The organism is Lysobacter sp. TY2-98 (genome assembly GCF_003367355.1).
Classification (GTDB): domain Bacteria; phylum Pseudomonadota; class Gammaproteobacteria; order Xanthomonadales; family Xanthomonadaceae; genus Cognatilysobacter.
In genome coordinates this window covers 1,855,584-1,882,250 of the sequence record NZ_CP031413.1, presented here as the reverse complement: position 1 = coordinate 1,882,250, position 26,667 = coordinate 1,855,584, and the positions used below count along the sequence as shown (strand labels likewise).

General features: G+C 67.8%; 28 protein-coding genes and 1 riboswitch. Of the genes, 11 read left to right on the top strand and 17 right to left on the bottom strand.

Annotation, left to right across the window (positions count from 1 at the left end; all coding sequences use genetic code 11):
- The first annotated feature begins 11 nt into the window (after window positions 1-11).
- The 3 genes from DWG18_RS09040 (at window position 12) to DWG18_RS15275 (ending at window position 1,484) form a co-directional block, all read left to right on the top strand.
- Window positions 12-443: a potassium channel family protein gene (locus DWG18_RS09040; RefSeq protein WP_115646885.1), complete on the top strand. Its 432-nt coding sequence runs from the start codon at window positions 12-14 to the stop codon at window positions 441-443.
- 104 nt (window positions 444-547) lie between these two features.
- The gene (locus tag DWG18_RS09035; RefSeq protein ID WP_115646884.1) at window positions 548-1,240 is read left to right on the top strand and encodes a hypothetical protein; all 693 of its coding nucleotides are present in this window, start codon (window positions 548-550) and stop codon (window positions 1,238-1,240) included.
- A 64-nt stretch (window positions 1,241-1,304) separates the two neighbouring features.
- Window positions 1,305-1,484: a hypothetical protein gene (locus tag DWG18_RS15275; protein WP_162823778.1), complete on the top strand. Its 180-nt coding sequence runs from the start codon at window positions 1,305-1,307 to the stop codon at window positions 1,482-1,484.
- On the opposite strand, the gene DWG18_RS09030 is transcribed toward DWG18_RS15275, so the two are convergent.
- From DWG18_RS09030 to DWG18_RS08995, 7 genes are all read right to left on the bottom strand, one after another.
- Entirely contained in the window at window positions 1,481-2,104 is a 624-nt protein-coding gene (locus tag DWG18_RS09030) for an ATP-binding cassette domain-containing protein (protein WP_115648118.1), read from the bottom strand. The two genes, DWG18_RS15275 and DWG18_RS09030, sit on opposite strands and share 4 nt — an antisense overlap.
- Window positions 2,105-2,112: 8 nt before the next feature.
- Complete coding sequence (modB, locus tag DWG18_RS09025; protein WP_115646883.1) at window positions 2,113-2,805, bottom strand: molybdate ABC transporter permease subunit; 693 nt, start codon at window positions 2,803-2,805, stop codon at window positions 2,113-2,115.
- The gene (gene modA / locus DWG18_RS09020) at window positions 2,802-3,584 is read right to left on the bottom strand and encodes a molybdate ABC transporter substrate-binding protein (RefSeq protein ID WP_115646882.1); all 783 of its coding nucleotides are present in this window, start codon (window positions 3,582-3,584) and stop codon (window positions 2,802-2,804) included. The genes modB and modA overlap by 4 nt, the downstream gene beginning before the upstream one ends.
- Window positions 3,585-3,677: 93 nt before the next feature.
- The gene (locus DWG18_RS09015) at window positions 3,678-4,724 is read right to left on the bottom strand and encodes an alpha/beta fold hydrolase (RefSeq protein WP_205289332.1); all 1,047 of its coding nucleotides are present in this window, start codon (window positions 4,722-4,724) and stop codon (window positions 3,678-3,680) included.
- 210 nt (window positions 4,725-4,934) lie between these two features.
- Complete coding sequence (locus DWG18_RS09005; RefSeq protein ID WP_115648116.1) at window positions 4,935-6,407, bottom strand: MATE family efflux transporter; 1,473 nt, start codon at window positions 6,405-6,407, stop codon at window positions 4,935-4,937.
- 61 nt (window positions 6,408-6,468) lie between these two features.
- Window positions 6,469-6,717 (bottom strand): hypothetical protein, encoded by a 249-nt coding sequence (locus DWG18_RS09000; protein ID WP_115646881.1) that lies wholly within the window; start codon window positions 6,715-6,717, stop codon window positions 6,469-6,471.
- Window positions 6,718-6,720: 3 nt separating this feature from the next.
- Window positions 6,721-7,449 carry a Crp/Fnr family transcriptional regulator gene (locus DWG18_RS08995; protein ID WP_240318498.1) on the bottom strand — a complete coding sequence of 243 codons (729 nt, stop codon included), beginning with the start codon at window positions 7,447-7,449 and terminating at the stop codon, window positions 6,721-6,723.
- 257 nt (window positions 7,450-7,706) lie between these two features.
- On the opposite strand from DWG18_RS08995, the gene DWG18_RS08990 reads away from it, so the two are divergent.
- Window positions 7,707-8,027 carry a KGG domain-containing protein gene (locus DWG18_RS08990; protein ID WP_115646880.1) on the top strand — a complete coding sequence of 107 codons (321 nt, stop codon included), beginning with the start codon at window positions 7,707-7,709 and terminating at the stop codon, window positions 8,025-8,027.
- Between the two features lie 57 nt (window positions 8,028-8,084).
- Here the strand turns inward: DWG18_RS08990 and gcvP are convergent, their stop codons facing one another.
- Window positions 8,085-11,036 (bottom strand): aminomethyl-transferring glycine dehydrogenase, encoded by a 2,952-nt coding sequence (gene gcvP, locus DWG18_RS08985; RefSeq protein ID WP_115646879.1) that lies wholly within the window; start codon window positions 11,034-11,036, stop codon window positions 8,085-8,087.
- 134 nt (window positions 11,037-11,170) lie between these two features.
- Window positions 11,171-11,274: riboswitch (glycine riboswitch) on the bottom strand.
- Between the two features lie 161 nt (window positions 11,275-11,435).
- Here gcvP and DWG18_RS08980 point away from each other — a divergent pair.
- The gene (locus DWG18_RS08980; protein ID WP_115646878.1) at window positions 11,436-12,155 is read left to right on the top strand and encodes a hypothetical protein; all 720 of its coding nucleotides are present in this window, start codon (window positions 11,436-11,438) and stop codon (window positions 12,153-12,155) included.
- Window positions 12,156-12,158: 3 nt separating this feature from the next.
- Here DWG18_RS08980 and DWG18_RS08975 read toward each other — a convergent pair whose 3' ends face one another.
- The gene (locus DWG18_RS08975) at window positions 12,159-13,961 is read right to left on the bottom strand and encodes an ABC transporter ATP-binding protein/permease (protein WP_115646877.1); all 1,803 of its coding nucleotides are present in this window, start codon (window positions 13,959-13,961) and stop codon (window positions 12,159-12,161) included.
- 172 nt (window positions 13,962-14,133) lie between these two features.
- On the opposite strand from DWG18_RS08975, the gene DWG18_RS08970 reads away from it, so the two are divergent.
- Window positions 14,134-15,387, top strand: coding sequence for a multidrug effflux MFS transporter (locus tag DWG18_RS08970; protein WP_115646876.1), 1,254 nt, complete (start codon window positions 14,134-14,136; stop codon window positions 15,385-15,387).
- A 42-nt stretch (window positions 15,388-15,429) separates the two neighbouring features.
- Here DWG18_RS08970 and DWG18_RS08965 read toward each other — a convergent pair whose 3' ends face one another.
- The 6 genes from DWG18_RS08965 to DWG18_RS08940 all read right to left on the bottom strand — a co-directional run bounded on the left by DWG18_RS08965 (window position 15,430) and on the right by DWG18_RS08940 (window position 20,621).
- The gene (locus DWG18_RS08965) at window positions 15,430-17,445 is read right to left on the bottom strand and encodes a M2 family metallopeptidase (RefSeq protein ID WP_115646875.1); all 2,016 of its coding nucleotides are present in this window, start codon (window positions 17,443-17,445) and stop codon (window positions 15,430-15,432) included.
- An 81-nt stretch (window positions 17,446-17,526) separates the two neighbouring features.
- Window positions 17,527-18,006 (bottom strand): hypothetical protein, encoded by a 480-nt coding sequence (locus DWG18_RS08960; RefSeq protein ID WP_115646874.1) that lies wholly within the window; start codon window positions 18,004-18,006, stop codon window positions 17,527-17,529.
- Window positions 18,007-18,070: 64 nt separating this feature from the next.
- On the bottom strand, window positions 18,071-18,331 hold the full coding sequence (gene minE, locus DWG18_RS08955) for a cell division topological specificity factor MinE (protein ID WP_115646873.1): 261 nt from the start codon (window positions 18,329-18,331) through the stop codon (window positions 18,071-18,073).
- Window positions 18,332-18,334: 3 nt separating this feature from the next.
- The gene (minD, locus tag DWG18_RS08950; protein ID WP_115646872.1) at window positions 18,335-19,144 is read right to left on the bottom strand and encodes a septum site-determining protein MinD; all 810 of its coding nucleotides are present in this window, start codon (window positions 19,142-19,144) and stop codon (window positions 18,335-18,337) included.
- Window positions 19,145-19,236: 92 nt separating this feature from the next.
- Window positions 19,237-20,022, bottom strand: coding sequence for a septum site-determining protein MinC (gene minC, locus DWG18_RS08945; RefSeq protein WP_115646871.1), 786 nt, complete (start codon window positions 20,020-20,022; stop codon window positions 19,237-19,239).
- Window positions 20,019-20,621, bottom strand: coding sequence for a GNAT family N-acetyltransferase (locus DWG18_RS08940; RefSeq protein ID WP_115646870.1), 603 nt, complete (start codon window positions 20,619-20,621; stop codon window positions 20,019-20,021). Before DWG18_RS08940 ends, minC begins: the two co-directional genes overlap by 4 nt.
- Before the next feature lie 139 nt (window positions 20,622-20,760).
- Between DWG18_RS08940 and DWG18_RS08935 the strand changes: the two genes are divergently transcribed.
- The 5 genes from DWG18_RS08935 to DWG18_RS08915 all read left to right on the top strand — a co-directional run bounded on the left by DWG18_RS08935 (window position 20,761) and on the right by DWG18_RS08915 (window position 25,202).
- Entirely contained in the window at window positions 20,761-21,960 is a 1,200-nt protein-coding gene (locus DWG18_RS08935) for a sensor histidine kinase (protein WP_115646869.1), read from the top strand.
- On the top strand, window positions 21,957-22,619 hold the full coding sequence (locus tag DWG18_RS08930) for a response regulator transcription factor (protein ID WP_115646868.1): 663 nt from the start codon (window positions 21,957-21,959) through the stop codon (window positions 22,617-22,619). Before DWG18_RS08935 ends, DWG18_RS08930 begins: the two co-directional genes overlap by 4 nt.
- A gap of 417 nt (window positions 22,620-23,036) precedes the next feature.
- Window positions 23,037-24,107 (top strand): SRPBCC family protein, encoded by a 1,071-nt coding sequence (locus DWG18_RS08925; protein ID WP_115646867.1) that lies wholly within the window; start codon window positions 23,037-23,039, stop codon window positions 24,105-24,107.
- A gap of 67 nt (window positions 24,108-24,174) precedes the next feature.
- Window positions 24,175-24,525 carry a DUF423 domain-containing protein gene (locus DWG18_RS08920; RefSeq protein WP_162823776.1) on the top strand — a complete coding sequence of 117 codons (351 nt, stop codon included), beginning with the start codon at window positions 24,175-24,177 and terminating at the stop codon, window positions 24,523-24,525.
- A 2-nt stretch (window positions 24,526-24,527) separates the two neighbouring features.
- Window positions 24,528-25,202 (top strand): DNA-3-methyladenine glycosylase, encoded by a 675-nt coding sequence (locus DWG18_RS08915; RefSeq protein WP_115646865.1) that lies wholly within the window; start codon window positions 24,528-24,530, stop codon window positions 25,200-25,202.
- On the opposite strand, the gene DWG18_RS08910 is transcribed toward DWG18_RS08915, so the two are convergent.
- Together DWG18_RS08910 and DWG18_RS08905 are read right to left on the bottom strand one after the other, a co-directional pair.
- The gene (locus tag DWG18_RS08910) at window positions 25,183-25,815 is read right to left on the bottom strand and encodes an HAD-IA family hydrolase (protein WP_205289330.1); all 633 of its coding nucleotides are present in this window, start codon (window positions 25,813-25,815) and stop codon (window positions 25,183-25,185) included. The two genes, DWG18_RS08915 and DWG18_RS08910, sit on opposite strands and share 20 nt — an antisense overlap.
- Before the next feature lie 56 nt (window positions 25,816-25,871).
- Complete coding sequence (locus DWG18_RS08905; RefSeq protein WP_115646864.1) at window positions 25,872-26,663, bottom strand: M15 family metallopeptidase; 792 nt, start codon at window positions 26,661-26,663, stop codon at window positions 25,872-25,874.
- Window positions 26,664-26,667: the final 4 nt, after the last annotated feature.

Genomic DNA, 26,667 nt, shown 5'->3' with positions numbered 1-26,667 from the left:
GGAGGTACGCGATGCTCGGCAATATCGTGATCGGCCTGCTGACGATGGCGGTCTGCCTGCTGTTGCAGTCCATGCTGGTCGTGGCGGCGCTGCGCTACTACATGAGCCACGTACCGAAAGGCGGCGTCCACGGCATCGGCTGGGCGCAGCTGCGCCGGGTCAACGGGGTGATGACGCTGCTGGTGCTCGGCAACATCGCGCAGGTCATCATCTGGGCGCTGGTGTTCCGGATGCTGGGCGAGTTCGACGTCATCGAAACCGCCGTCTACCACTCGGGCGTGAACTTCGCGACGCTGGGCTACGGCGACATCGTCATGTCCGAACACCGTCGCCTGCTCGGCCCGATCGAAGCGATCAACGGCGCGCTGATGATCGGCGTCTCCACGGCGGTGTTGATGACCGTGCTGCAGGATCTCTTCAAGCGTCGCGGCATTGGTGAGTGATCGAGTGAGCCGCCGACTCTGTGAAAGGTGGCTGCACAGGCGATGTGCGAGGAAGACGACTTGGGCGGCAGACGACCGCCCGCTGAGACGCAGGGAGGCGACGCATGGCATCGATGACACTCCGGCAGGCCCGCAAGCGTCTGTCGCAATGGCGGCTCGGGCTCACGTCGAGTCGCTACGAATCCGGCGGACGCGGCGCCGCGACCATCTCCACTGGGCACGGCGACCCCGGGGGCGTGTCCTACGGGGAATACCAGCTCTCATCGAAGGCCGGCACCTTGCAGGCCTACCTCGCGCAGTCGCGCTTCGCGTCGCGATTCGCCGGCATGAAGCCCGCGACGCACGCGTTCGACGCGATGTGGCGGCGCCTCGTGCGCACCGAGGCGGCCTTCGCGGCCGAGCAGCACGACTTCATTGGTCGCACGCACTACGACACGCAACTCGCACGGCTGCGCGATGCCGGTATCGACCTCAGCCACGCCGGGCGCGCCGTGCAGGATCTCTTATGGAGCACTGCGGTGCAGTACGGCGCGCTGACGCTGTCGATCATCAGCAGGGCGCTCCACGGCACATTCGGTGCAACGGCCGATGCGTCGACCCTGAGCGACACGCAGATTGTCACCGCCGTGCAGGACTACAAGCTCGCGCATCTCGAGACGCTGTTCGCGCATTCGCGCGCGCTGTGGCCCGGTCTGCGGCGGCGCATCGTCGACGAGAAGCGGGATCTGCTGCGGCTCGCGGAGGCCGAGCGCATCGTTGGCGCCGCCGGCGTTTCGAAGACAACGAACCCTGTCTGACCCCTGCACCCGCGGCTAACGCGGCCGGACTAGGCTGTCGCTATCCCGCACGGACGCCTCGACCATGCGCGCATTCCCGGCTTTCCTCCCGCGTGCCGCTATCGCCGCGAGCGTTCCAGTGATGTGTACGGGCTGCCACATGCTGGGCGCGCTGTTCGACGTGCACACGTTCCGCGGGATCGTCGCGGGCATCGTCCTCGTTGCCGCGATCGCGTTCCTGTTTTCCAAGGCCGAACGCCGCTAGATCGCGTCGATGCGGTGCACGTCCTGCGCAATGCGCGCGACCTCCGCGGGCACGTGGCTGACGTAGATCATCGGCAAGCCGCTCTCGTCGCGCACGCGCTGCAGGTAGGGCAGAAGCTCGTCGCGACGATCGGGGTCGAGCATCGACAGCGGCTCGTCGAGCAGCAGCAGGCGCGGCTGTGCGAGCAGAGCGCGGCCCAGCGCGATGCGCTGGATCTCGCCGCCCGAGAGTCCGGCAGTGCGACGCGCAAGCAGCGGTTCGAGTGCGAGCAGTTCGACCACGTCGTCGAAGTGCGTGCCGGTCGGACGCGGTGCGTGGGCGGCGCCGTACAGCAGGTTCGCGCGCACAGCGAGATGCGGAAACAGTCGCCCATCCTGGAACACGTAGCCGATGCGGCGGCGGTGCGCCGGGACGTCGATGCGGTGCGCAGAATCGAACAGGACGTCACCGGCGATTTCGATGCGGCCTTCCACCGGGCGTACCAGGCCGGCTGCTGCGTGCAGCAGCGAAGTCTTGCCGCTGCCCGACGCGCCCACCACTGCGACCACGCGCGACGCACTCTCGACCCGTATGCGACGTTCGAAGCCACCGCGACGCAAACGCACGTCGATGCGATGCACGACGTCGCTCATGTCGCTGGCTCACTGCGACGCCGCTGCACCAGCGCTTCCGCGGCGAGCAGAGCGATGAACGAGATCGCGACCGACACGCCGCACAGCAGCCAGACGCGCGACTCCGCGCCCGGCACCTGCAGCAGGCCGTAGATCGCCGACGACAGCGTCTGGGTTTCGCCGGGGATGCTGGATACGAACGTGATCGTCGCACCGAATTCGCCGACCGCCTTCGCGAAGCCGAGCACCGCGCCAGCGACGATGCCCGGCCATGCGAGCGGAAGCGTGATGCCGGTGAAGACACGCCACGGCGATGCACCGAGTGTCGAGGCCGCGTTTTCGAGGCGTCGATCAACGCCTTCGATCGACAGCCGGATCGCACGCACCATCAGCGGGAAGCCCATCACCGCGCACGCGAGCGCAGCGCCCGTCCAGCGGAACGCGAAGGTGATGCCGAGCACGTCGTGCAGCCATGCGCCGACGGTGCCGCGACGTCCGAGCGTCACCAGCAAGGCGTAACCGGTCACGACGGGCGGCAACACGAGCGGAAGGTGCACCAGCGCGTCGACGAGCAGGCGACCGGGGAAACGTCGGCGTGCGAGCAACCAGCCGATGGCGATCGCGAACGGCAGGCTCGCCAACGTCGCGACCGTCGCGACCTTCAGGCTCAGCAGGACCGCGGACAGCTCGTCGGCGCTGAGGGCACTCATTTCGGAGGGAGAAAGCCGTGTTTGCGGAACACGGCTTGGCCAGCGGGTGAACACAGCCAGGCGACCAAGGCGGCGGCCTGCGGATTCGTGCTCGCCGCGACGCGCGCGGCCGGATACACGATGCGCGGATGCGTCGACGGCGGGAAGCGCGCCACCACGCGCACGCGCGGCTCGGCCTGCGCATCGCTGGCGTAGACGATGCCGAGCACGGCTTCACCGCGCGCGACGAGCTGCAACGCGGCGCGCACGTTCTCCGCTTCCACCACACGTGACCGCACGTCCGACCACGCGCCCAGCGAGGCCAGTGCAGCGCGGCCGTACTTCCCGGCGGGCACGCTCGCGGTCAGTGCGAGTGCGAGGCGGCCGTCGGCGCCGAGTGCAGGTCGCAGGTCGACACCCTGCTTCAGTACGATCGTGGGCGTCTTTGCTTTGATGGGGGCGACCAGCACCAGCGCATTGCCGGCGACGTCACGACGCGTCTTCGCATCGATAAGGTGCTTCGCCTGCAGCGCGTCCATCCAGTCGCGATCGGCGGAAACGAAAACGTCGGCCGGTGCGCCGTCCTCGATCTGGCGCGCGAGGGCAGAACTCGCCGCGTACGACGCGCGCACCGGCGCGCGCACCGGCGCGCCGTGATCGCGCTGGTACAACGCGCCGGCTTCGTCCAGCGTTTCCTTCAGGCTGGCCGCAGCGAACACCGTGATCGGCGACGCCGCGAACGCGGGGAGGCTCACCAGCAGCGACAGCAGCGCGACGAGAACACGGTGGGGCGGGCGCATGGCAGCGGGGCGTGAACCGGGAGCCCGCATTAGACCAGAGCGCGCCCCGGCGCTGTCATCGCATGGCCCGCGATCGCCGCAGGCGATGGCCGGTCAGGGCTGCTGCGCCAGTCGCCAGTACACGCCACCGTTCGCATTCACCGCTTGCAGCGACGGCCGCCGCTGCGGCGCGAGCCGCGTGCGGATCATCATCGCGATGTCGCGGATCACCGGAATCGATTCGACGAAATACGAGTGCGCGAGAATGCTGTCGTCCACCGCGGACGCATCGATGGTGTCGATGCCCGGCACGATGACGACGCCGCCTTCGGTATCGCCGGCGCGCGGATAGCCGTGCACTTCCTTTGACGCACGCAGCGCGAGGTCTTTCGACGAGGCGTACAGCGTGACGCGCCGACCGGCCTTCGCCAGCGCCGGCGCGATGTCGCTGCGGAACACGTCCGCATCGATGTCCGGCGCCGCCAGGATCACTTCGCGGAAGCGACCGCGCAGGTCCGGGCGCTCCTGCATCAGCGCGGCGATCGCGCGCGTCAGGCCGCGGCTGCCCATGCTGTGGCCGACCACGACCAGGTTGTCCGCGCCCGAGCGGTCGGCCATGTCGATGAGAAAACGCTTGATGTGCGACGTCGCCCATTCAATGTTGGCTTCGTCCACCGTGTAGCCCGACAGGCTCGCCTGCGACGGCCAGCTGTAGAACACGGGCGCGCCATCGAAGCCGAGGTCGTAGCTCATCTGCGCGGTGCGGCGTGCGGCGTCGGCGAATGAAACGTTGTAGCCGTGCACGAACACGAACGCGCTACGTCCTTTCGACGCGGCGACGCGCGCGCGCACGCCCTGCAGGAAGGCGTCGCGCGTCTGCGGCACCGTCGACAGCAGCACGACGTGGCGCGCCGGATCTTCGCGGAACTCGAGCTTCAGCCACGATGGCGCTTCGAGCTCGCCCGCGACGTGGCCGCGCGGAATGCTGACGTCCGCGATGCCATAGGTCAGCGCGCCACGTCCACCGAGGTAGCGTTCCGACGGCGGGCGCTTCGGCGCGTTCGCGGCCATCGCGCGATCGGTGCCGTAGAACACGCGGACGCGCGCGTAGTTCTTCTTCGGATCGATGCTCGGACGCACCGGCACCGCCGTCGTGGCCACGGGAGGTGGCGGAGGCGGTGGGGGCGGGGGAGGAGGAGGCGGTGGCGGAGGCGGCGCCTCCGCGCCCGGGACAGGCGTGGGCGCGGGCCCCGTCGTTGCGCAGCCCGCGAGCAGCGCGACCGCGATCAGCAGCGTCGACAGACGGCGCATGGCGTCCCCATTCCCCTGTGGTGCGCCGAATCTAGGACGGCCGCGCGTTCGCGACAAGCATCAGGGGCCGCCGACGCCCGTCCGCTCCTCATCGCAGCTCGCCACGTCGGCCACCGGCGATGGCGGCATCGCGGGCACTTCGGCCGGCACCGCGACCTCGTCGTGCGCGACCGGAAGCATCTTCGCCTTCCGCCAGCCACCGTAGACGTAGTACAGCGCCGACAGCGCCATCGCGACCACCGCGCTGACCGGGAAACTCCACCAGATCGCGTCCGCGCCCATTCGCGACTGCAGCAACGAGGCGTACGGCACGCGCACACCCCACAGGGCAAACGCGAGGATGACCAGCGGCGGGATCACCGCGCCCGTCGCGCGCACCACGCCCGAAAGCACGAACGTCACGCCGAAGAACAGGAACGAGGTGATGACGATCGGATCCAGGTGCTGCGCGATGACCAGCGCGGGGCTGGTGGCGGGCAGGAACAGCGACAGCGTCGCGTGGCTGAACACGACCAGCGGCACGATGAGCGCGCCGGTCATGAGGAAGTTGAACAGTACGCCCGACTTTGCGATCGAATGCACGCGATCCCAGCGGTTTGCGCCGACGTTCTGCGCCGCCATCGACGAACACGCCGCGCCGATCGCCATCGCCGGCATCTGCACGTAGGTCCATAACTGCAGAGACGCGCCGTATGCGGCCGTGGTTTCGACACCGAGCTTGTTGACCATCGTTATCATCGCGAGCATGGCGACCGAGATCAGCATCATCTGCAGTCCGATCGGGATGCCCTTGCCGATCAGCGACTTCAGCACTGTGAGGTTCGGCCTGTAGAGGTGGCGCTCGCCGCGGCTGATCCACAGGCGATGCTTCTTGTGACGCAGCCACAGCAGCAGCGCGGAAAGCGCCGTCGCATTCGCGATCAACGTCGCGGTCGCGGCGCCGGCGATGCCCATCTTCGGGAACGGACCGAGGCCGAACAGCAGCACCGGATTGAAGCCGATATCGAGCGCCACCGTGAGCAGGAGGAAGATGAAGGGCGTGCGCGTGTCACCCGAGCCGCGCAGGATCGCGGTGATGAAGGTGAAGGCGTAGAGGAACGGCAACGCGAGGAAGATGATCCGAAGATAGGCCTCGGCGAACGGCAACGCACTCGGCGGCGTGTCCATCCCGGCGAGCAGGTGGCGCGAGAACGGCAGGCCGACCGCGGCGATCAGCACCGACAGGCTGATGAAGAACGTCGCGCTGGTACCGATCACGCAACGCGCCTGCGTCAGGTCGTTGCGACCGATCGCCTGCGCGACGAGGATGCTCGCCGCCATGCCGACGCCGAACACCGCGCCCAGCACCAGGAACAGCACGTTGTTGGCGTTCGCCGTCGCCGTCAGCGCCTGCTCACCGAGGAAGCGACCCACCCACACCGCGTTGATCGAGCCATTGAGCGACTGCAGCACGTTGCCGCCGAGGATGGGCAGCGCGAACAGGAACAGCGTGCGGGCGATCGGGCCTTCGGTGAGATTGTGACGGGGGGACATCATTGCCTCCGGATCGATCACCAGCCTAGCCGGTGACTGTGGAGGCGATGCGTTCGTGCCGTCAGAGCGTGGTGCGTGCGGCCGACGAGCCCAGCAGCACGCCGGCTTCCGCGGCACCGAGCGCCGCGAACAGATGGCGCTCGAGCTGCAGCACCAGTTCGGGCCACGGTGCGGCTTCGGCATCGATCACGCGCAGGAAGCCGCGCGGCACCAGCGGTCCATGCAACGTGATCGCGTCATCGGGCGGACGGAACGGCGTCGGCACCAGCACGACGCCGCCACTCGCGGACGCGAAGATGGCAAGTTCCATCGATCAGCAGCCGGCGTGCGGCGGCAACAGACGATCGTATTCGCGACGCACGACCGAATAGCACTCGCAGGACTGGCGCTCGAGTCCCTTGCGGTCGACGATCCAGATACGCCCGCGTGCGCAGCGGATGAGGCCCAGCGCCTGCAGGCGGCCCGCGGCTTCGGTCACGGCCTCGCGGCGCACGCCCAGCCGCGTCGCGATGGTCTCCTGCGTGACCTGCAATTCGTCAGTGGCGATGCGGTCGTGGCAGAGCAGAAGCCAACGGCAGAGTTGCTTCTCGACCGAATGATGGCGGTTGCACACCGCGGTCTGCGCCATCTGCGCGAGCAGCACCTGCATGTAGCGCACGACCATGAACTGGAAGTGCCCGCCCTTGCGGAATTCGCGATCGGCCACGTCGGCGCGCAGCGCAAGCGCCTCGCCGCCGACCTGCACCACGGCGCTCGACGGCGTCGTCATGCTGTCCATCAACACCGAGGTGCCCACCATGCCTTCGCGACCGATCATCGCGATCTCGGTGCTTTCACCGTTCTGGGTGTTGTAGGTCATCGACACCACGCCGCTGCGCGGGAAATACATCGTCGTCTGCGGCATGCCCGCGGCGTAGAGCGTCTTGCCCTGCGTGAGCTCGACGACTTGCAGATCGCCACGTAGGCGATCGCACTCGTCGTCGGAGAGCGTCTCGAGCAACCCGTTACGGGCCCTCCAGGGTGTGGCGATTGTCGTGGGCACGGGGTCTCCCTATTCAGGAAGATTGTCGACCGCACGCGCGAAGGCCGTATGTACGCCAGCGCACATAACGCCCGCGGTGTGACGACAGTGTGCGCCGAGCCCGGTTATCGTTCTGATAACACGGCGGCCGGTAATCTGGCGTTGCTCCGGTCGGGCACGATGCCACCGGGCGCGGGCCGGTTGCTGCAAGCGGCGCTGGCGCAGCGACAGGATGGACGGCGTCCGCCAGCGGCGCCGACGCAACGGAGGAAGCGGACATGGCGAACAGCAACCGAGGCGGCCGCCACGGGGGCGGTTTCGGCAGCATGGACCCGGCGAAGCAGCGTGCGATTTCGTCCATGGGTGGACGCGCCGCGCACCAGAGCGGGCACGCCCACGAATTCGACTCGAACGAAGCGCGTGAAGCCGGCCGCAAGGGCGGCGAGGCCGTGAGTCGCGATCGCGCGCACATGGCGCATATCGGACGCCTGGGCGGCGAGGCCAGCCACGGCGGCGCCCGGCGCCCGGCCGAAGAGGCCGATGTCGCCGTCGCGACGGGCGAGCGTCACGCCGACCCGCTGATGGGCGACCTGCACTGATCCCTGCAACGAAAAAGCCCCGCATGGGCGGGGCTTCGTCGCGGCGCGAGGGCCGGCTTACATCACGTTCGGTTCGCTGAAGGCTTCCGGCTCGCCGTCGAAGGCCTCGATCGGCACGCACGAACAGAACACGTTCTTGTCGCCGTAGACGTTGTCGACGCGGGCGACCGGCGGCCAGTACTTGTGCTGCTTGAGCACCGGCAACGGGAACGCGGCCAGTTCGCGCGGATACGCGTGCGTCCACTCGCTCGCAGCGACCATCGTCGCGGTGTGCGGCGCGTTGCGCAGCGGGTTGTCCTCCCGATCCAGGCGACCGTCCTCGATCGCGCGGATCTCGTCGCGGATCTGGATCATCGCGTCGATGAAGCGATCGAGTTCGTGCAGCGATTCGCTTTCGGTCGGCTCGACCATCAGCGTGCCCGCGACCGGGAAGCTGAGCGTCGGGGCGTGGAAGCCGAAGTCGATGAGGCGCTTGGCGACGTCTTCCGCCGAGATGCCCGTCGCGTCCTTGATCGGGCGCAGGTCGAGGATGCACTCGTGCGCGACCAGGCCGTTGCGGCCGGTGTAGAGCGTCTCGTAGTGCGGCGCGAGCTTCTTCGCGATGTAGTTCGCGTTGAGCAGCGCGACCTGCGTGGCGCGACGCAGGCCGGATGCGCCCATCATCGTCACGTACATCCAGCTGATCGGCAGGATTGACGCGGAGCCGAAGCTCGCCGCCGACACCATGCCGACGTCACCGGTGCCGAGGCCCGGCGTGCGCACGCCGTCCTTGCTCAGCGCACCGGGCAGGAACGGCGCGAGATGCGACTTCACCGCGCACGGGCCGACGCCCGGGCCGCCGCCGCCGTGCGGAATGCAGAACGTCTTGTGCAGGTTGAGGTGCGAGACGTCCGAGCCCCACTTGCCCGGCTTCGCGACGCCGACGAGCGCGTTCATGTTCGCGCCGTCGGTGTACACCTGGCCGCCGTGCTTGTGCACGATCTCGCAGATCTCGACGACGTCTTCCTCGAACACGCCGTGCGTGGACGGGTAGGTCATCATGATCGCGGCGAGCCGGTCGCTGTACTTCTCGGCCTTGGCGCGGATGTCGTTCACGTCGACGTTGCCGTTCGCGTCGCACTTGGTGACCACGACCTGCATGCCGCACATCTGCGCTGACGCGGGGTTCGTGCCGTGCGCGGACTCGGGGATCAGGCAGATGTCGCGATGGCCTTCGTTGCGCGACAGGTGGTACGCGCGAATCGCCAGCAGGCCGGCGTATTCGCCCTGCGCGCCGGAATTCGGCTGCAGCGACACCGCGTCGTAGCCGGTGCACTCGACCATCATCTGCTCGAGGCTGGCGATCAGTTCCTGGTAGCCCGCGGCCTGGTCGGCCGGCGCGAACGGATGGATGTTGCCGAACTCCGGCCACGTCACCGGGATCATCTCCGCGGTGGCGTTGAGCTTCATCGTGCACGAGCCCAGCGGGATCATCGTGCGGTCGAGCGCGAGGTCCTTGTCGGACAGCGTGCGCATGTAGCGCAGCAGTTCGTGCTCGCTGTGATGCGTGTTGAATACCGGGTGCGACAGGAACGCGCTGGTGCGCTGCAGTTCCGCCGGGATCAGCGACGGCGCGCTGGCGTCGAGGGTGTCGATGTCGGGAAGCTTCGCGTCGTCACCGCCGAAGATGCGCCACAGCAGTTCGAGGTCGGCGCGCGTCGTCGTTTCGTCGAGCGAGATGCACAGGTACTCGTCCCATGCGACGCGCAGATTCGCGCCCATCTTCGCGGCGCGCGCGGCGAGCTCGGCGGTGCGGTCGCCCGTCTTCAGGCAGATCGTGTCGAACGCGGTGCCGTGGTGGTAGCGATCGAAGCCGAGCTGCGCGAGGCCCGCGGTGAGGATCGCCGTCATGCGCGCCACGCGCGATGCGATGCGCTTCAGGCCGTCCGGGCCGTGGTAGACGGCGTACATCGACGCCATCACCGCCAGCAGCACCTGCGCGGTGCAGATGTTCGACGTCGCCTTCTCGCGGCGGATGTGCTGTTCGCGCGTCTGCAGCGTCAGGCGATACGCCGGCTTGCCTTCGCTGTCGATCGACACGCCGATCAGGCGGCCCGGCATGGAGCGCTTGTACGCATCGCGGCAGGCCATGAACGCCGCGTGCGGACCACCGAAACCGAACGGCACGCCGAAACGCTGGCTGTTGCCGATCACGATGTCCGCGCCCATCTCGCCCGGCGGCTTGAGCAGCGTCAGCGCGAGCAGGTCGGTCGCGAAGATGACCAGCGCGCCCTGTGAATGGATCGTTTCCGCATCGGCGGACCAGTCGGCGAGCCAGCCGCTCGACGCCGGGTACTGGATCAGCACGCCGAAGAAGTCGCCCTTGGCGAGCGCGGCCTTCCAGTCGTCGGCGCCCATCGCGATTTCGATCGCGATGCCGAGCGGCTCGGCGCGCGTGCGCAGCACTTCGAGCGTCTGCGGATGCGTGTCGCCCGAAACGAGGAACGTGTTGGACTTCGACTTGGCCGAACGCTTCGCCAGCGTCATCGCTTCCGCCGCGGCGGTGGCCTCGTCGAGCAGCGACGCGTTTGCGATCTCCATGCCCGTGAGCTCGGCGCACATGGTCTGGAAGTTGATCAGCGCTTCCATGCGGCCCTGCGAGATCTCCGCCTGGTACGGCGTGTAGGCCGTGTACCATGCAGGGTTCTCGAGGATGTTGCGCAGGATGACGTTCGGCGTGTGCGTGCCGTAGTAGCCCTGGCCGATGAAGCTGCGCGCGACGGTGTTCTTCGACGCGATCGCGCGGATCTTCGCGAGTGCTTCGACTTCGCTGATCGGCTCGGGCAGCGCCAGCGGATTGCCGGACGCGATGGAGCTGGGGACGATCGCTTGGGTCAGCGCATCGAGCGACTCATGGCCGACGACCTGCAGCATCTGCGCGATCTCGGCGTCGTTCGGGCCGATGTGGCGTTCGATGAAGCCGTCGTGGTGCTCGAGGGCGCGAAGGGAGGGAGCGGCAGGCTGGGTCATGGGAACTCTGGCGGCGAAGGAGGGCGGCGTGGTGATCGCTCCGGCGACGTGCGTCGCCGACCGAACACCCGGCCAGCCGGCCTCGCGGCCGTCTGGCGCTCGCGGGCTCGCAGCTTGCGCTGCTCGAAAGCCCCGCTCGCCCCTCTGTCCTTCTGCCTGAGAGTTTGGAAGCGCGGGGGAGGATGCGCTTCTTGCCCCTTCGGCGCCGGATCGAACCGGTCTCTCCAGAGTGTGTGCAGCCGGCGGTATGGGGGCCTGAGCGATTCCGGGCGATTGCGCCTTCGGCAGCGGGCCGGGGCCCGCTTCTCCCACCGGTGCTTCGATGCGCATTGTAGCCCGTGGGGTGGGCGCGGCGGCGTCCGGCGGCTAGGCTGGCGGCCGCTCGCTGGGGAGACGCACATGATCCGCACCGCCGTGCCATTGCTGCTGCTCGCCGCCGCGCGGCTGGTTCACGCGCAGGAGCTCGAAGTCCCCGACGTGCCGACCCCGCAGCTGCCGGAGCACGCCGCGACCGTCGAAGCGTTCGTACCCAAAGGCTGGACGATCGAGGAGCGCCTGACGGGCGCGGTCGACGCCGACGCGAAGCCGGACGACGTCCTGCTGCTGCGCGACGCCGATCCACGCAACGTGCTGCACAACGAAGGGCTGGGCGTGCCCGAGCTCGATACCAATCCGCGCGTGCTCGTCGTGCTCCTCGCCGATCCGGCAGGCGGCTGGCGACGCGTGGCGCAGTCGGACACCGTCATCCGCCGCAACGACATACCCACGCTGTCCGACGCGTACGAGAGCGGCGGGCTGACGCTCGACAAGCGCGTCCTGGGGGTCACCGTCGGCTTCTTCGCCAACGCGGGCTCGTGGACCGCGAGCCACACGACCTACAGGTTCCGCTGGCAGGACGGCTGCATGCGCCTGATCGGATTCGACGAAGGCGTGCTGAACCGCGGCAGCGGCGAAACCACCGACACCAGCGTCAACCTGCTCACGCGCAAGGCGACGCGCGCGATCGGCAACATGGAGGTCGACGGGTCGGTGCAGCATCGCTACACGCTCAAGGCGCGCGCGCCCGTGTGCCTCGAAGCCGTCAACGACGAGTTCGACCCCGGTATTCCCGCCGACTAGCGATCAGGCGACGGCCGCCTCGTCCGCCGCCTGCAACTGCAGCTGCCACAGCTGCGCGTAATGGCCGAGCGAGGCGATCAGCTCCTCGTGCGTGCCCTGTTCGACGATGCGGCCGGCGTCCATCACCAGGATGCGGTCGGCATTCATCACCGTCGACAGGCGATGCGCGATGACGAGCGTCGTGCGGCCTTCGGCGATGCGTTCGAGTTCGGCCTGGATCGCCTTCTCCGAGCGTGAATCGAGTGCGGATGTCGCCTCGTCGAAGATCATGATGGCGGGGTTTTTCAAGAGAGCACGCGCGATCGCCACGCGCTGCTTCTCGCCGCCCGAGAGCTTCAAGCCGCGCTCGCCGACTTCGGTTTCGTACGCGTCGGGCATCGCGAGGATGAATTCGTGGATGTGTGCGGCCTTCGCGGCAGCTTCCACTTCCTCACGCGTCGCGTCGGGGCGACCGTAGTGGATGTTGTAGTAGATCGTGTCGTTGAACAGCACGGTGTCCTGCGGCACCGTCGCGATGGCGGCGCGCACGGAGCCCTGCGTGAGATCGCGCAAGTCGTGGCCGTCGATGCTGATGCGGCCGGAATCCGGGTCGTAGAAGCGGTAGAGCAGCCGGGCGAGGGTGGATTTGCCCGAGCCCGAATGACCGACCACGGCGACCGTCTGCCCGGGGCGGATCTCGAAGTTCACGCCTTTGAGGATCTCGCGACGCGGGTCGTAGGCGAAGCGCACGTCCTCGAATTGAACGTGCGCCTTGCGCGTGTGCAGCGGCAGCGCGCCGGGCTTGTCCTGCACATCGAGCTTCTCGTCGAGCAGGCCGAACAGGCGCTCCATGTTGGTGATCGACTGTTTGATCTCGCGGTACATCATGCCGAGGTAGTTCAACGGCGCTGCGAGCTGCAGCAGGTACGCGTTCACCAGCACCAGGTCACCCAGCGTGTACTGCCCCGCCACCACGCCCGCCGCCGCGCGCCACATCAGCGCGGTCACGCCCAGCGACACGATCGCGGTCTGGCCGACGTTGAGCACGGCTAGCGACTTGAGGCTCATCACCGTCGCTTCCTCGACGGTGCGCAAATTCTCGTCGTAGCGACCCGCTTCGTGTTCCTCGTTGTTGAAGTACTTCACCGTCTCGTAGTTCAGCAGCGAATCGACCGCGCGCGCATTCGCCTTGGTGTCGGCTTCGACCTTCGCCCGGTAGTAGCGCGTGCGCCATTCGGTGACGGCGAACGTCCAGCCGATGTAGCCGGCGAGCGTCAGCAGCGTGATCACGCCGAACGACCAGCCGTAATGGATGACGAGGAAACCCGTAACCAGCGTGACCTCGAGAATCGTCGGGATGATGGTGTAGATCGTCCAGTCGAGCAGGTCGGTGATCGCGGTGCCGCCGCGTTCGACGTCGCGCGATACTCCACCGGTCCGGCGCGAGAGATGGAACTTCAGGCTCAACGCATGCAGGTGGCGGAACACCTTCAACGTGACCTCGCGCGCCGTGCGCGCCATGACGCGGGCGAACACCACCTGCCGCAATTCGGTGAACAGGTTGACGCCAACGCGCGCCGCGCCGTACGCGGTGAGCAGCAGAACCGGCAGCACACGCAGCGTCGCCTCGATGTTGAGCGAGTCGACGATGCGCTTGAGCAGCATCGGCACCGTGAGGCCGAGCAGCTTGGCGACGAGCAGGCAGGCGATCGCGAACGCGATGCGGCCGATGTGCGGCTTGAGGTAGGGGAACAGCGAGCGGACGATGCCGAAATCGCTGCGTTGCGTGCCGCGCACGGCGACGCTCAGGGGATCGGGGGAGGCCATGCGTCCAACGTAAGGCCGGGGTCGTGACGGAACAACCGTCGCCGGGCCGATGGCGCGTTCCATTGGTCATGACGAAGCGGCCGTATGTCCCGTGCAACGTGGTGTTCGTCATCGACGCCAAGAGCGGGTGGCCGCAGCGATTACCCTAGTGCGCCCCGCCGCGGCCCGATCCATGACGCCGACCCTCCGCCCGTCCACGCGACGCCTTGCCCTGCTGCTGGGCGGACTGGCCATGTTCGGCCCATTCTCGATCGACACCATCTTCCCGGCATTCCCGCAGATCGGTGCGCAGTTGGGCGCCGACGCGGTGGCGATGCAGCAGACGATCAGCGTCTACCTGATCGCCTACGCGCTGATGAGCGTGGTGCACGGGCCGCTGTCGGATGCGATCGGGCGCCGGCGGGTGATCCTCGGCGGGCTGGTGGTGTTCGTCGCGGCGTCGGCGGGCTGCGCACTCGCGAAGGACCTGCCGACGCTGCTGGCGTTCCGCGCCCTGCAGGGGCTGTCGTCGGGTGTCGGCCTCATCGTCGGCCGCGCGGTGATCCGCGATGTGCTGCACGGCCCCGACGCGCAACGCCTGATGAGCCAGGTGTCGATGATCTTCGGCATCGCACCGGCGATCGCGCCCGTCATCGGCGGATGGCTGCTGGGCTGGAGTCGCTGGCCGATGATCTTCTGGTTCCTGGTCGCGTTCGCCGTCGTCCTGCTTATCGCGACGTGGGTCGTGCTGCCGGAAACGCATCCCCCGGCGTCGCGACTTCCCTTCGTCCCCAAGTCGCTACTGCGCGACTACGCCGCGATCTTCGTCAACCCGCGCTTCCAGCGCCTCGCCGCGGCGTCGTCGTTCAACTTCAGCGCGCTGTTCCTGTACATCGCGTCGGCGCCGGTGTTCGTGTTGGAGATGTTGCGATTGCACGGCCGCCATCTTGGCCAGACCGAGTTCGCGTGGTTCTTCGTGCCCACCATCGGCGGCATGATCCTCGGCGCGTTCGTGTCAGGACGCGCGGCGGGGAAGCTCAGCGGCGATCGGCTGGTGCGCATCGGCTTCGTTTCGACGGCGATCGCGATGGCCTTCAACGTTGCCTACAACGCGATCGTGCCGATCCCGGAGATCCCGTGGGCGGTGCTGCCGATGACGTTGCATGCGTTCGGCATCGCGCTGGTGTTTCCGGTGCTGACCCTCGCGATCCTCGACATGTATCCGCGCCAGCGCGGTTCGGCGTCGTCGCTGCAGGCGTTCACCAGCCTGGTGATGAACGCGCTGGTCGCCGGTGTGCTGTCGCCGCTCCTGTCGCATCACACGCTGTGGCTCGCCGCTGCGGCCACCGCCATGACGCTGATCGCTTTCGCGTTCTGGGGCTGGGAGAACGCGATGTCGCGAAAGAACGCGCTGCGTTGCGAAGGTGCGGACGTACCGACGCCGTAAGCCATAACGAAGAAGGGCCGGCAGTGCCGGCCCTTCGATCGATCACGCTTTGGCGGGCGCGGCGGGTTTTGCCGGTGCTGGCGGCGCCGACGTCACCGCATTCGGCTCCCAGCCGCAGGTCTTGCCCTCGTTCTGCTGCTTCAGCCACTGCTGCAGCGGTGCGAAGTACTCGAGCACGGCCGACGCGTCCATCTTCTCGCTGCCGGTCATTTCCTTGAGCGTCTTCTGCCACGGCTGGCTCGCGCCGTGCGACAGCATCGTCAGGTAGCGACGGCCCGCTTCCGGATTGCCGTAGAAGCTGCACTCGTACAACGGACCCTTGTAGCCCGACGCATCGCACAGCGACTTGTAGAACTGGAACTGCAAGATGTCGGCGAGGAAGTAACGCGTGTACGGCGTGTTCGCCGGCACGTGGTACTTCGCGGCCGGGTCGAAGAAGGTTTCGCTACGCGGCGTCGGCGGCGCGACGCCCTGGTACTTCGCCTTCAGCTGCCACCACGCGGTGTTGTAGTTCTCCGGCTTGATCGAGCCGTCGAACACGCCCCAACGCCAGCGATCGATCATCAGGCCGAACGGCAGGAAGGCGACCTTCGCCAGCGCCATGCGCATCTGCGCGTTGATCAGGGCTTCGTTGCTCTGCGCCGGGGCGTCGACCAGACCGATCTGGTGCAGGTAGGCCGGCGTCATCGACAGCACGATCGTGTCGCCGATCGCTTCGTGGAAGCCGTCGTTCGCACCCGCCTGGAACAGCGGCGGCTGCTTGTTGTAGGCCAGGTAGTAATAGACGTGGCCCATCTCGTGATAGATGGTCGTGAAGTCTTCTTCCGTCGGCTTCGTGCACATCTTGACGCGCACGTCGCCCGACATGTTCATGTCCCACGCGGACGCATGGCAGACCACGTCACGATCGCGCGGCTTGATGAACTGCGTCTTCTCCCAGTACGACTCGGGCAGCTTGGGCATGCCGATCGACGTGTAGAAATCCTGCGCGCGCTCGTTCATCTGCTTCGCCGTGGCGAGCAGTGCATCCTGCTCGGCCTGCGACATCGCGGATGGCGAGTGGTCGCTGGGAATTTTCGCGGTCTCGGCGGCAAGGTTCTTGTCGTACTGCGCCTGCAGCGACGAATTGACGTCGAGGCTGCCCGCGCCCGGATACGGCGCCAGCATGTCCCAGAGGTTGCCCCAGTCCTGCTGCCACATGTTGCCCATCAGGTGCGCCGGCAGCATGTGCCCGGCGACGTGGCCGCGCTGCGCGCCGTACTTCGCGTCGAGCTTGGTGCCGGCGTAGCAGTGCAGCTGCTCGTAGAGCGGCTTCACCTGGCCCCAGAGACGATCGGTTTCTGCCGAGAGTTCCGCTGGCGTCATGTCGTAGCCCGAACGCCACAGCTCGCCGGCGTCGGCATAGCCCATGTCACGCGCGCCTTCATTGATGAGCGTGACGAAGCGCGTGTAGTCCTTGCGCTGCGCGGACGCCGTCGAATGCCAGCCCTGCCACGCGTCGAGCAGCTCGTCGTAGTCGCGGCTCTTCGCCAGCACCTCTTCCAGATCGCCGAGCTGGCGGCAGGTCTTCGCCGGGCCTTCGCCCGTGCAATAGGTGCCCTTGCCGTACGCGCCTTCCATGCGCGTCGCGATCTGCGTGAGTTCGGCGAGGTCCTTCGGATTCTTCGGCGGCGGCATCGCGGCCTGCAGCTTCAGCAGCTGGATCGCGCGTGCGGTATCCGGCGACATCTTCTGCCCTTCGAACTTGCGCGACTGCTCGATCCACGCGTTGAGCTGCGCGAGGTAGCGCTCATTCGCCTTCGATGACACGAGTTCACTGTCGTCGTTGATGTAGGTCGACGACAGCCACTGGGCCGACGTCAGCTCCGGATACATCGCGCGGTATTCGTCGTTGACGCGCTTGACGAATTGGTCGGCGGTTTCGTTTTCCGGCGGCGTCGCGGCCGTGGTGGGCGGCGTGGTGCCGGTCGAGGTGGACGCTCCGGGCGGCGCCTTGCAGCCGGACAGGCCGAGGACGGCGACGATGCTCATGGTGAGCAGGGCGCGGGCGGGTTTCATGGCGGGCACTCCGGGGAAGGGCGTCGTCGCAGGCTAGAGGCCGCCCCGGGTCGGTGCAAGGCGCACTGCGGCGCGCGCCGTTCAGGCCGGAGGAACGAGTCGCCGCGCGGTGGCGTCGGCGAGGCCCGCGCGTTGCAGCCACGCCCAGGCGTCGTCCGCGTCCAGTTCGACGTAGGCCTTGGCGGAGCCGAGGCGGAACGTGTAGCCCCAAGTGTCCATGTCGGCGAGCACGCGATCGGCGCCGACGCCGGGCAGTTCATCGCCGAGGAGCGACTGCAGCACGCAGACCGCGTTTTCCTCGTCGATCGAATCGGTCGCATCGGTATGCACCGCTTCGCGACGTTCCGGCGGCAGCACGATCAGGTGCGCGGCCTCGTGCAGCATCGAGTGCACCGGCGTGTCGCTGCGCACGTAGACGGTCGAGCCGATCAGGCCGGCTTCGCACTCGCCCCAGTAGCTGCCCGGAATCGTCTCGCCGTCGGCCACGCGCGCAAGTACGAGGCCGTAGCGCGCCAGCAGCGCGGCAGCGGCGTCGAAATCGATGTCGGCGAGCGTCAGCATGGTCGTGAGACGACGATGCCCCCGCACGGGCGAGGGCATCGAAGAAGGTGAAACATGGAAACGATCAGGCCTGCGCGCCGTTTTCCGGCAGCGCGACGGAGATGTCGAGCACCTTGTTGTCGCCGTCGCCGATCAGGTCGACCTTCACCGCTTCGGCGTCCACGTTGACGTACTTGCGGATCACTTCGAGCAGCTCGCGCTGCAGCATCGGCAGGTAGTCCGGGCCACCGCGCGTCACGCGCTCGTGGGCGACGATGATGCGCAGGCGATCCTTCGCGACCGACGCGGTCGGCTTCTTGACGGTCAGGAAATCGAAGATGCCCATGGATCAACCCCCGAAGAGCTTGCTGAGGAAGCCCTTCTTTTCGACCTGCACGAAGCGCATCGGACGGTTTTCGCCGAGCAGGCGCGCCACCGCGTCGTCATACGCCTGCGCGGCGTCGGACTGGGTTTCAAGGATGACCGGCTCGCCCTTGTTCGACGCATTCAGCACGTCGCCCGATTCCGGGATCACGCCGACCGCCTTGAGTCCGAGGATTTCCTCGACGTCGCCGATGCTCAGCATTTCGCCGGTTTCCACACGCTTGGGGCTATAGCGGGTCAGCAGCAGGTGCTCCTTGACGCGCTCGCCGTTCTCGGCGCGCTTCGTCTTCGACGCGAGCAGGCCGAGGATGCGGTCGGAGTCGCGCACGGACGACACTTCCGGGTTCACCACGACGACCGCCTGGTCGGCGAAGTACATCGCGAGGAACGCACCCTTCTCGATGCCGGCCGGCGAGTCGCAGACGATGTAGTCGAAACCGTCGGCGGCGAGGTCGTTCAGCACCTTCTCGACGCCTTCCTTCGTCAGCGCGTCCTTGTCGCGCGTCTGCGAGGCGGCGAGCACGTAGAGCGTCTCGAACCGCTTGTCCTTGATCAGCGCCTGCTTCAGCGAGGCTTCGCCGTGCACAACGTTGACGAAGTCGTACACCACGCGACGCTCGCAGCCCATGATCAGGTCGAGGTTGCGCAGGCCGACGTCGAAGTCGATGACGGCGACCTTGTGGCCGCGGCGTGCGAGCCCGCAGGCGAGACTGGCGCTGGTGGTGGTCTTGCCCACGCCACCCTTGCCCGACGTGACGACGATGATTTCGGCCAACTGAGGTTCCTCCGGATTCGTTGCTCAGGCCCCCGCCCGGCGAGGCCGGTGCGGGCGACAGCATGCCCTAAAGCATGCGGATGTGTGACGGATTAGGCGTCCAGCGCTTCGATGCGCAGCTGGCCGCCTTCGAGCCACACCTGCACGGGTTTGCCGAGCAGGTGGGCCGGGATGTCTTCGGACACTTTGTAGTGGCCCGCGATCGCGACGAGTTCGGCGTGGAACTCGCGGCAGAAGATGCGGGCCTGTTCGTAACCTTGCGCGCCGGCGAGCGCGCGACCGCGCAGCGCGCCGTAGATGTGGATCGAGCCGTCGGCCATCACTTCCGCGCCGGCGCCAACCGTCGCCAGAACGGTGAGATCGCGCTCGCCGGCATAGACCTGCTGACCCGAACGCACCGGCGCGGACTGCACGAGGCCGGGTTGCGCATTCGTGCTCGCAGCTGCGGCAGTAGCGACCGGCGCGGGAGCGGGTGCGGGCTCCGCTGCGCGTTCGCGACGCGGCGGCGGTGGGGCTTCCGCCGGAGCACCGTCGGCGCGCTCGTACTGCGCGCGGAATTTGGCGAGGAGGGGCAGGCCGAGCTGCTCGGACAGGCGCTCGATCTCGGTCGTGCCGTAGGCGAGGGCGACGGGCAGCACGCCCGCCTCGCGCAGCGCATCGACCAGCGCCTGCGCGGTGGCGACGTCCGGCGTGCGTGTCAGGCCGCCGAAATCGAGCACCACGGCGGCGCGTGCGAACAGGTTCGGCGCACGCTGCACGCGACCGCGCATCTCGTCGGCGAGCCTGGCGACGTCGAGCGTGCGCACGCGCAGGTTGGCGATGCCGACCTGGCCGATCTTCAGCTCGCCCGCGGGTTCGAAATCCATTTGCGCGCTCATGCGCGGCCTCCGGCGGCGCGCGAACGGGCGACGTCGCGCGTCCGCGGGGTGTGGATCCAGGGTTGGTCCGGCAGGTCGCGGCCGTAGGTGTCGCGCACCCACGGATAGCTGCACAGCGGCTTCATCAGCATGGACGCGCGCAGGCCGGTTTCCTCCATGACGTGCTGACCGACTTCGTTGAAGCCGAAGGTGCCGTGAAACAGAAGCACCGGGTCGTTGCCGCCCTGCATCAGCACCTCGCAGGCCATCTGCGGATAGCGCAGTTCGGCGTAGGTCTGCGCGTCGGCATAGAACGCCCGGCCGACACCACCGCCACGGCGACGGCTCGCGACGACGATGCGGTCGATATAGAAGAATTCCGAATAGCGCTCGCGGAACCAGCGAAAGTTGGAGCTGTCGTGCTCCGCGGAGTCGCCCACGCCGATCAGGAAGCCCGCGAGCGAGTCGTCGCGCTCGGCGACGCGGAAGTATTCAGCGGTTTCGTAGAAGTGCTGGAGACGGGTCGCATCCAGCGGAAGGATCGCGGGGCCGGCGGCATTGTTCAGCGCTAGGACGGAATCCAGCTCGTGCTCGCGCACGTCGCGGACGACGATCGACATTCTTTCCGGCTCCCGGGGTCGTGCAGCCCGCCAGTGCGGCGCGGCGCGCGATTATCGCATGGCGACCGGGCGGGGCCAGCGCCGCTTGGCATGACTTTCGGCGGGATGGCGTCACGAAAACGGGGCGTACGATGCCCGAATGCCGGTCCAACTGAATCACACCCGACTGTTGCGCTACGCGGGCCTGTCCACGTGGGCGATGGTCGGCCTGCCTCTCCTCTACGTCGCCTTCGGCGCAGGGGTTTCGCCGGACGATCTCAGCGAGGACTCGTTCGGCCCGCAGTCGATGTCCTATCTGGGCTGGGCGGCCTACCTCCTGTTCGGCCTCAGCTATGCCTGGCTGACGCACGGCCTGGGCCGGCGCAGCGCGCGACCGGTGGAGATCCTCGGCCTGCTCCTGCTGACCGCGAGTGCGATCGGCGTCAGCTACTACAACCGCAGTGGCCTCGGCAGCGTGCTGCTGATGACCGCGGCCTGCCTGCTGCCCTGGTTGCTCAGCCTGCGCGCGGGCATCGCCTGGCTGATCGCGAGCCAGTTCGCCGTGATGCCGGTCTTCGTCTACGGTCTGCATTTCCCGGTGTTCGAAGCGCTGATGCAGTCGCTGCTGTACACCGGGTTTTCGGTGTTCGTGTTCGCGACCAGCCTGATCGCACGCCAACAGGCGGACGCGCGCGAGGAGCAGCGTCGACTCAACGCCGAACTGCGCGCGACGCGCCTGCTGCTCGCCGAAAGCGCGCGCGTCAACGAGCGCACGCGCATCTCTCGCGAGCTGCACGACCTGCTCGGCCATCACCTCACCGCGCTGAGCCTGAATCTCGAAGTCGCGGGCCATCTCGCCGAAGGGCGCGCGAAAGAGCACGTTTCGCAGGCGCATACCCTCGCGCGTCTGTTACTTACCGACGTGCGTGAGGCGGTCAGTCAACTGCGCGAGGGCGGGGCGATGGACCTGTCCGTCGCGCTGCGCCCGCTCGCCGAAAACGTGCCGTCGCTCGACATCCACATGGACATCGAGTCGCCGCTGACGATCGACGACCCCGAGCGCGCGCACGTGCTGCTGCGCTGCACGCAGGAAATCATCACGAACGCGGTACGCCACTCCGGCGCGCGCCACCTGTGGATCGACGCACGTCGCGACAACGGCGCGATCGTCGTCACCGCGCGCGACGACGGTCGCGGCGCCGACCTGCTCGTGGCGGGCAACGGGCTGCGCGGCATGCGCGAACGCCTCGCGCAGCAGGGCGGCACCCTCGATATCGATACTCGCCCCGGGGATGGCTTCCGTCTCCGGCTGGTCCTACCCATCGCGGCCGCCCCGGCCGTCCAAGGAGTCGCCGCATGACCGCGCCATCCGATCGCCGCATCCGCGTGATGCTGGTCGACGACCAGAACCTCGTCCGCCAGGGCGTGCGCTCGCTGCTCGGGCTGGCCGAGGGCATCGACGTGATCGCCGAGGCGGCCGACGGGCGCCAGGCCGTCGAGCAGATCCCGCAGGTCAATCCCGACGTCGTGCTGATGGACATGCGCATGCCGGTGATGTCCGGCCTCGAGGCGCTGCAGACCCTCGCGCGCCTCGGCCAGCTGCCGCCGACCATCATTCTCACCACCTTCGACGACGACCAGCTCGTGCTGGCGGGCATCAAGGCGGGTGCGAAGGGCTACCTGCTCAAGGACGTCTCGCTGGACCAGCTCGTCGGTGCGATCCAGACCGTCGCGGACGGCGGATCGCTGGTGCAGCCCGCGGTGACTCAGCGCCTGCTGTCGGGCCTGGAGCACATGCGCAACGACTTCGTGAGCCTGGACCGTCCGGATCCGCTGACCGAGCGCGAGACCGAGATCCTGCGCCTGATGGCCGGCGGCTTCTCGAACAAGGAAATCGCGAATTCGCTGGGCGTGGCCGAGGGGACGATCAAGAACCACGTGTCGAACATCCTGTCCAAGCTCGGCGTTCGCGACCGCACCCGCGCCGTGTTGAAGGCGTTCGAACTGCAACTGGTCTGAGAGGCAGGCTGCCCGGCTCCGCTCGGCGGACCGGGCGTCCGCGGGTGCACGCGGGGATGCACCGAGAGCGGTGTCCATTCACGCCGTCGAAGTTCGGCATCCGCGTCCGCGTCCGCGCACGCGCCGCGCTGGAAGCGTTCCCGCTTGAGCGGGTCCAAGGGGTTTCGGGGCCCGGCCGGCCCGCGCCGGCAAGTCCGTGCTGCGTGAAGGCGGCCGTGACACCGCAGCCCTAGCAGAGTCAACGCGCCAATCGTGGAGGGCCGGCCAGCCAGTTGACGAAACCGGGGTCTGCTTCACGCCGTGGGGCAGCACCCGTCCGTCGGCGTTCACGCCAGTGCCGCTGTCTTGCTACGATTGGCGGTCTGCGCCTCGGCCCTGCCAACGGGTGGCGCGGGCCAGGCCCCGGAGAACTCCTGAATGACCCGTTTGCTCGAGATCCTGATTTCCATCGCGATCGTCTTCGCACTGTTCGTGATCGTGGGCATTTTCCTGCCCAGCAGTCGTCACCTTTCCGAGTCGGTGCAGTCGAATCGCAAGATTGCGATCGCGTACGACCTGCTCAACAACACCCGTCGCTTCACCGACTGGAACCCCATCCTGCTGCACGACCCGGCGGCGTCGATCCAGACCTCGGGCAAGGATGAAGGCGTCGGCGCGAAGATCAGCTACCAGTCGAAGGTTCGGGGCGTCGGCAACGGCAGCTGGGAAATCACCCAGGCCGAGCCGAACAAGCGCATCGAGTACGCGATCACCACCGATTCGCCGGGCAGCAACAAGCGCAGCGAGTTCACCCTGCAGGCCGTCGGCAACCGTGGCCGCAACACGCAGATCACGCAGACCTACGACGTCGATTACGGCTTCAATCCGATCGCGCGCTACGCCGGCCTGTACGTGAGCAACAGCGTCGGTGAGGACATCAAGCTGGGCCTCGGTCGCCTGACCAACGCACTCGCCGGCGTCCCGAACATCGACTACAGCCAGCTGCCGGCGCAGTACAAGTCGCCGCTGCCGACCCTGGGCAACCGCCCGGCCGAGACGCTGCTGACCGTCGGCGCCGTGGTGCCGATCGATCGCGACAAGATCAAGGCGCAGATGAACTCGAACCTCGAGTGGATCAAGAAGGTCATCGCCTCGAACGGTCTCGAACAGGCCGGTCCGGTCCGCATCATCACCAACGAGCAGGGCTCGGCGAACTACTCGTTCGACGTCGCGGTTCCGGTGAAGAAGGCCGGCGCGGGCGACAAGATCGAGAACATCAGCACCTCGGGTACGCCGGTGAAGGTCGCCTACAACGACGCGTCCAAGGTCGTCGGCACCACGTTCACGGGTGACATGGGCAACCTGCAGCGCCTGCGCGACGCGATCCGCGCCTGGTCGCTGACCCACGGCTACGCCACCGTGGACCGCCCGTACGAGCTCTGGACCGGCGGCATCGATGCCGGCTTCACCGAGCAGGGCCAGTACACGCTGCAGTGGGCGGTCAAGTAATCCCGACCGACTTCGAAAACGCGCCGCTTGCGGCGCGTTTTTCGTTGGGGCGCGCGAAGGTGCGGACGTGAGCCGCGACGCGCGCTGGCCGGGCGTCATCGGCGGGCTGTACGGCGCCTGCGGTGTCGGGCTGTCGGCGTACGCCGCGCACGCGGCCACGGGTGACGCGCAGCACGCGCTCTACACCGCGGCCGCGATGGCGCTGGTGCATGCCGTCGCGCTGGTGAGCTATGCGCCGGGGCGTTCGCGCGCGGGGAGCCTCGCGCAATTCGCGTTCGCCCTCGGCGTGCTGCTGTTCTCCGGGAGCCTCGTCGGCGCGCATGTTCTGGGTTGGCCGACGCGCTTGGCACCTGCAGGCGGCATGATCCTGATCGCGGGCTGGTTGTTCGCCGCGGTCGAACGTTCGTCGAGGCGCTGAAGATGCCGCGTTGGTCACGGGGATTCGATGTCGACGCCGCCGCCAAACATCTGCGGCGTGCCGATCGTGAGCTGGGCAAATGGATGCGCCGCATCGGCCCGATCGAGGCGAATCCGCAGTGGCGCCGTCCGTTCGATCCGGTGGACGCGCTGGCCCGCGCGATCCTCTATCAGCAGCTGTCGGGCAAGGCCGCGGCGACGATCGTCTCGCGCGTCGAAGCGGCGATCGAAAGCGACCGCCTGCATTTCGACACGCTGGGCCGCTGCGACGATCCCACGCTCCGCGCCTGTGGCGTGTCCGGCAACAAGCTGCTCGCGCTGCGCGATCTCGCACGCCGCGAACAACTCGGCGAGATCCCGACGCTGCGGCAGATGTCGGTGATGGACGAAGACGCGATCATCGCGGCGCTGGTGCCGATCCGCGGCATCGGGCGCTGGACGGTCGAGATGATGCTGATGTTCCGTCTCGGTCGGCCGGACGTGCTGCCCGTCGACGATCTCGGCATCCGCAAGGGTGCGCAGGTGCTCGACGAACTCGACGCGATGCTGCCGCCGCGCGCACTCGCCGAACGCGGTGAGGCCTGGGGGCCGTACCGCACGTACGCGAGCTTCTATCTCTGGCGCATCGCAGACTTCGCGACGCCGGCGTCCGCGCCGGTCAAGCGCTCGCAGAGCTGAGCGTCAACCCCTCGCAGTCGAGGCCGAATCGCGTGCGGAGCGTCGCCGCGAGCGCATCGACGTCGTTGAGTGCATCGTCGAAATGGATCGCGTGCATGCCGAGCATCGCCGATGCATGGAGATTGCGCGGGCTGTTGTCGATGAAGACGACTTCGGCGGGCGCCGCCGCGAGCTGCTGAAGGGCGAATTCGAAGATGCGCGCATCGTGCTTGCCGCTGCCGACAGACGCGGACACCACGATCGGATCGAACAGCGCCGCGAGGTTCCACGCAGCGGCGAGATGGTCGATGCGCTCCCGCCAGTTGTCGGTGACGATGCCGACGCGAAGCCGCGTCGCGAGCTGGCGTGCGAGCGCGAACATCGGATGGTTCATCGGCGTCGCGTCGAACGCGGCGTGCAGGACGCTCATGTGGACGTCGCGACCGAGCCGCGCGCAGAACGCGGGCCAGATCGCCGCATAGGTCGTATGGCCGGTGAGCAGGCCTTCGTTGAACGGCGCGAACGCCTCGCGGATGACGGACTCGGACAGCTCGAGCGCTTGCGCCATGTATCCGACGGTGGTGAACGAGCCGGTCGGATGCGTCGTCAGCACGCCGTCGAAGTCGAACAGCACGGCGCGAATCGCCGGCGACGACAGCGGCGCACCGACATGATTTCCACCGCGCGCGCTCAACCGCGATGGCACCAGTGCCACGGCTCGTAGACGATGCCGTGCGGGTTGTCGCGTGGGTAGCTCATGACGAAGCCGTACGCGCCCGCGTTCGCCTGCAGCCATTCGAACGCGGCGGTTCGTTCGAACGACTCCTCCGCCGGCGGTTCGCCCGGCGAGGAGATATCGAGCGCGCGGCCCGCATGGTGCTCGCTGTAGCCCGGCGCGGCGTTGACGGTGAGGATGTCGTCGACGGTCTGACCGCGTGCGAGCTTCCGCTCGAAGATGGCGAGCTGGTAGTCGTGGCTGCGGTAGCCGGAGATCGCTTCGAGCGCGATGCCATCGCGGCGCGCGGCGTCCTGCATGACGTGCCAGGCGCGCGCGGCAGCGGGACGCAGCCAGAGCGGGCGGCGATAGCGATCGAAACCGGCGAAGGCGAGGGCGGCCGGTTCGGCGACGAGTGCGAGACCGGTGCGCGCGCCGTAGGCCTCGGCGTCGAGCCCGAGTGCATGCAGGCGATGTTCGATGCGTGCCAGCGGCAGGTCGTGATCGTCGACATGCGTGCCGTGCGCGGGTGCGGCGAGTGCGCGGAGGGCGGCGTCGACGCCGGCTTCGCGTCGCCAGTTCCACGCGAGTGTTTCGAGCCCCGCTGCAGTCGACGCCGCGAGGAAGCGGCCGTCGCGCTTGCGTCGCAACACGTGCGTGGCGCGTGCGATCACGCGCGCGTTGGCATTGGAACGCGCGCGCAGCAGATGCGCGGGCCAGAGTTCGATCTCGGGCGTGTTGACGAGGACGGTCGGACGGATGCGCATCGCG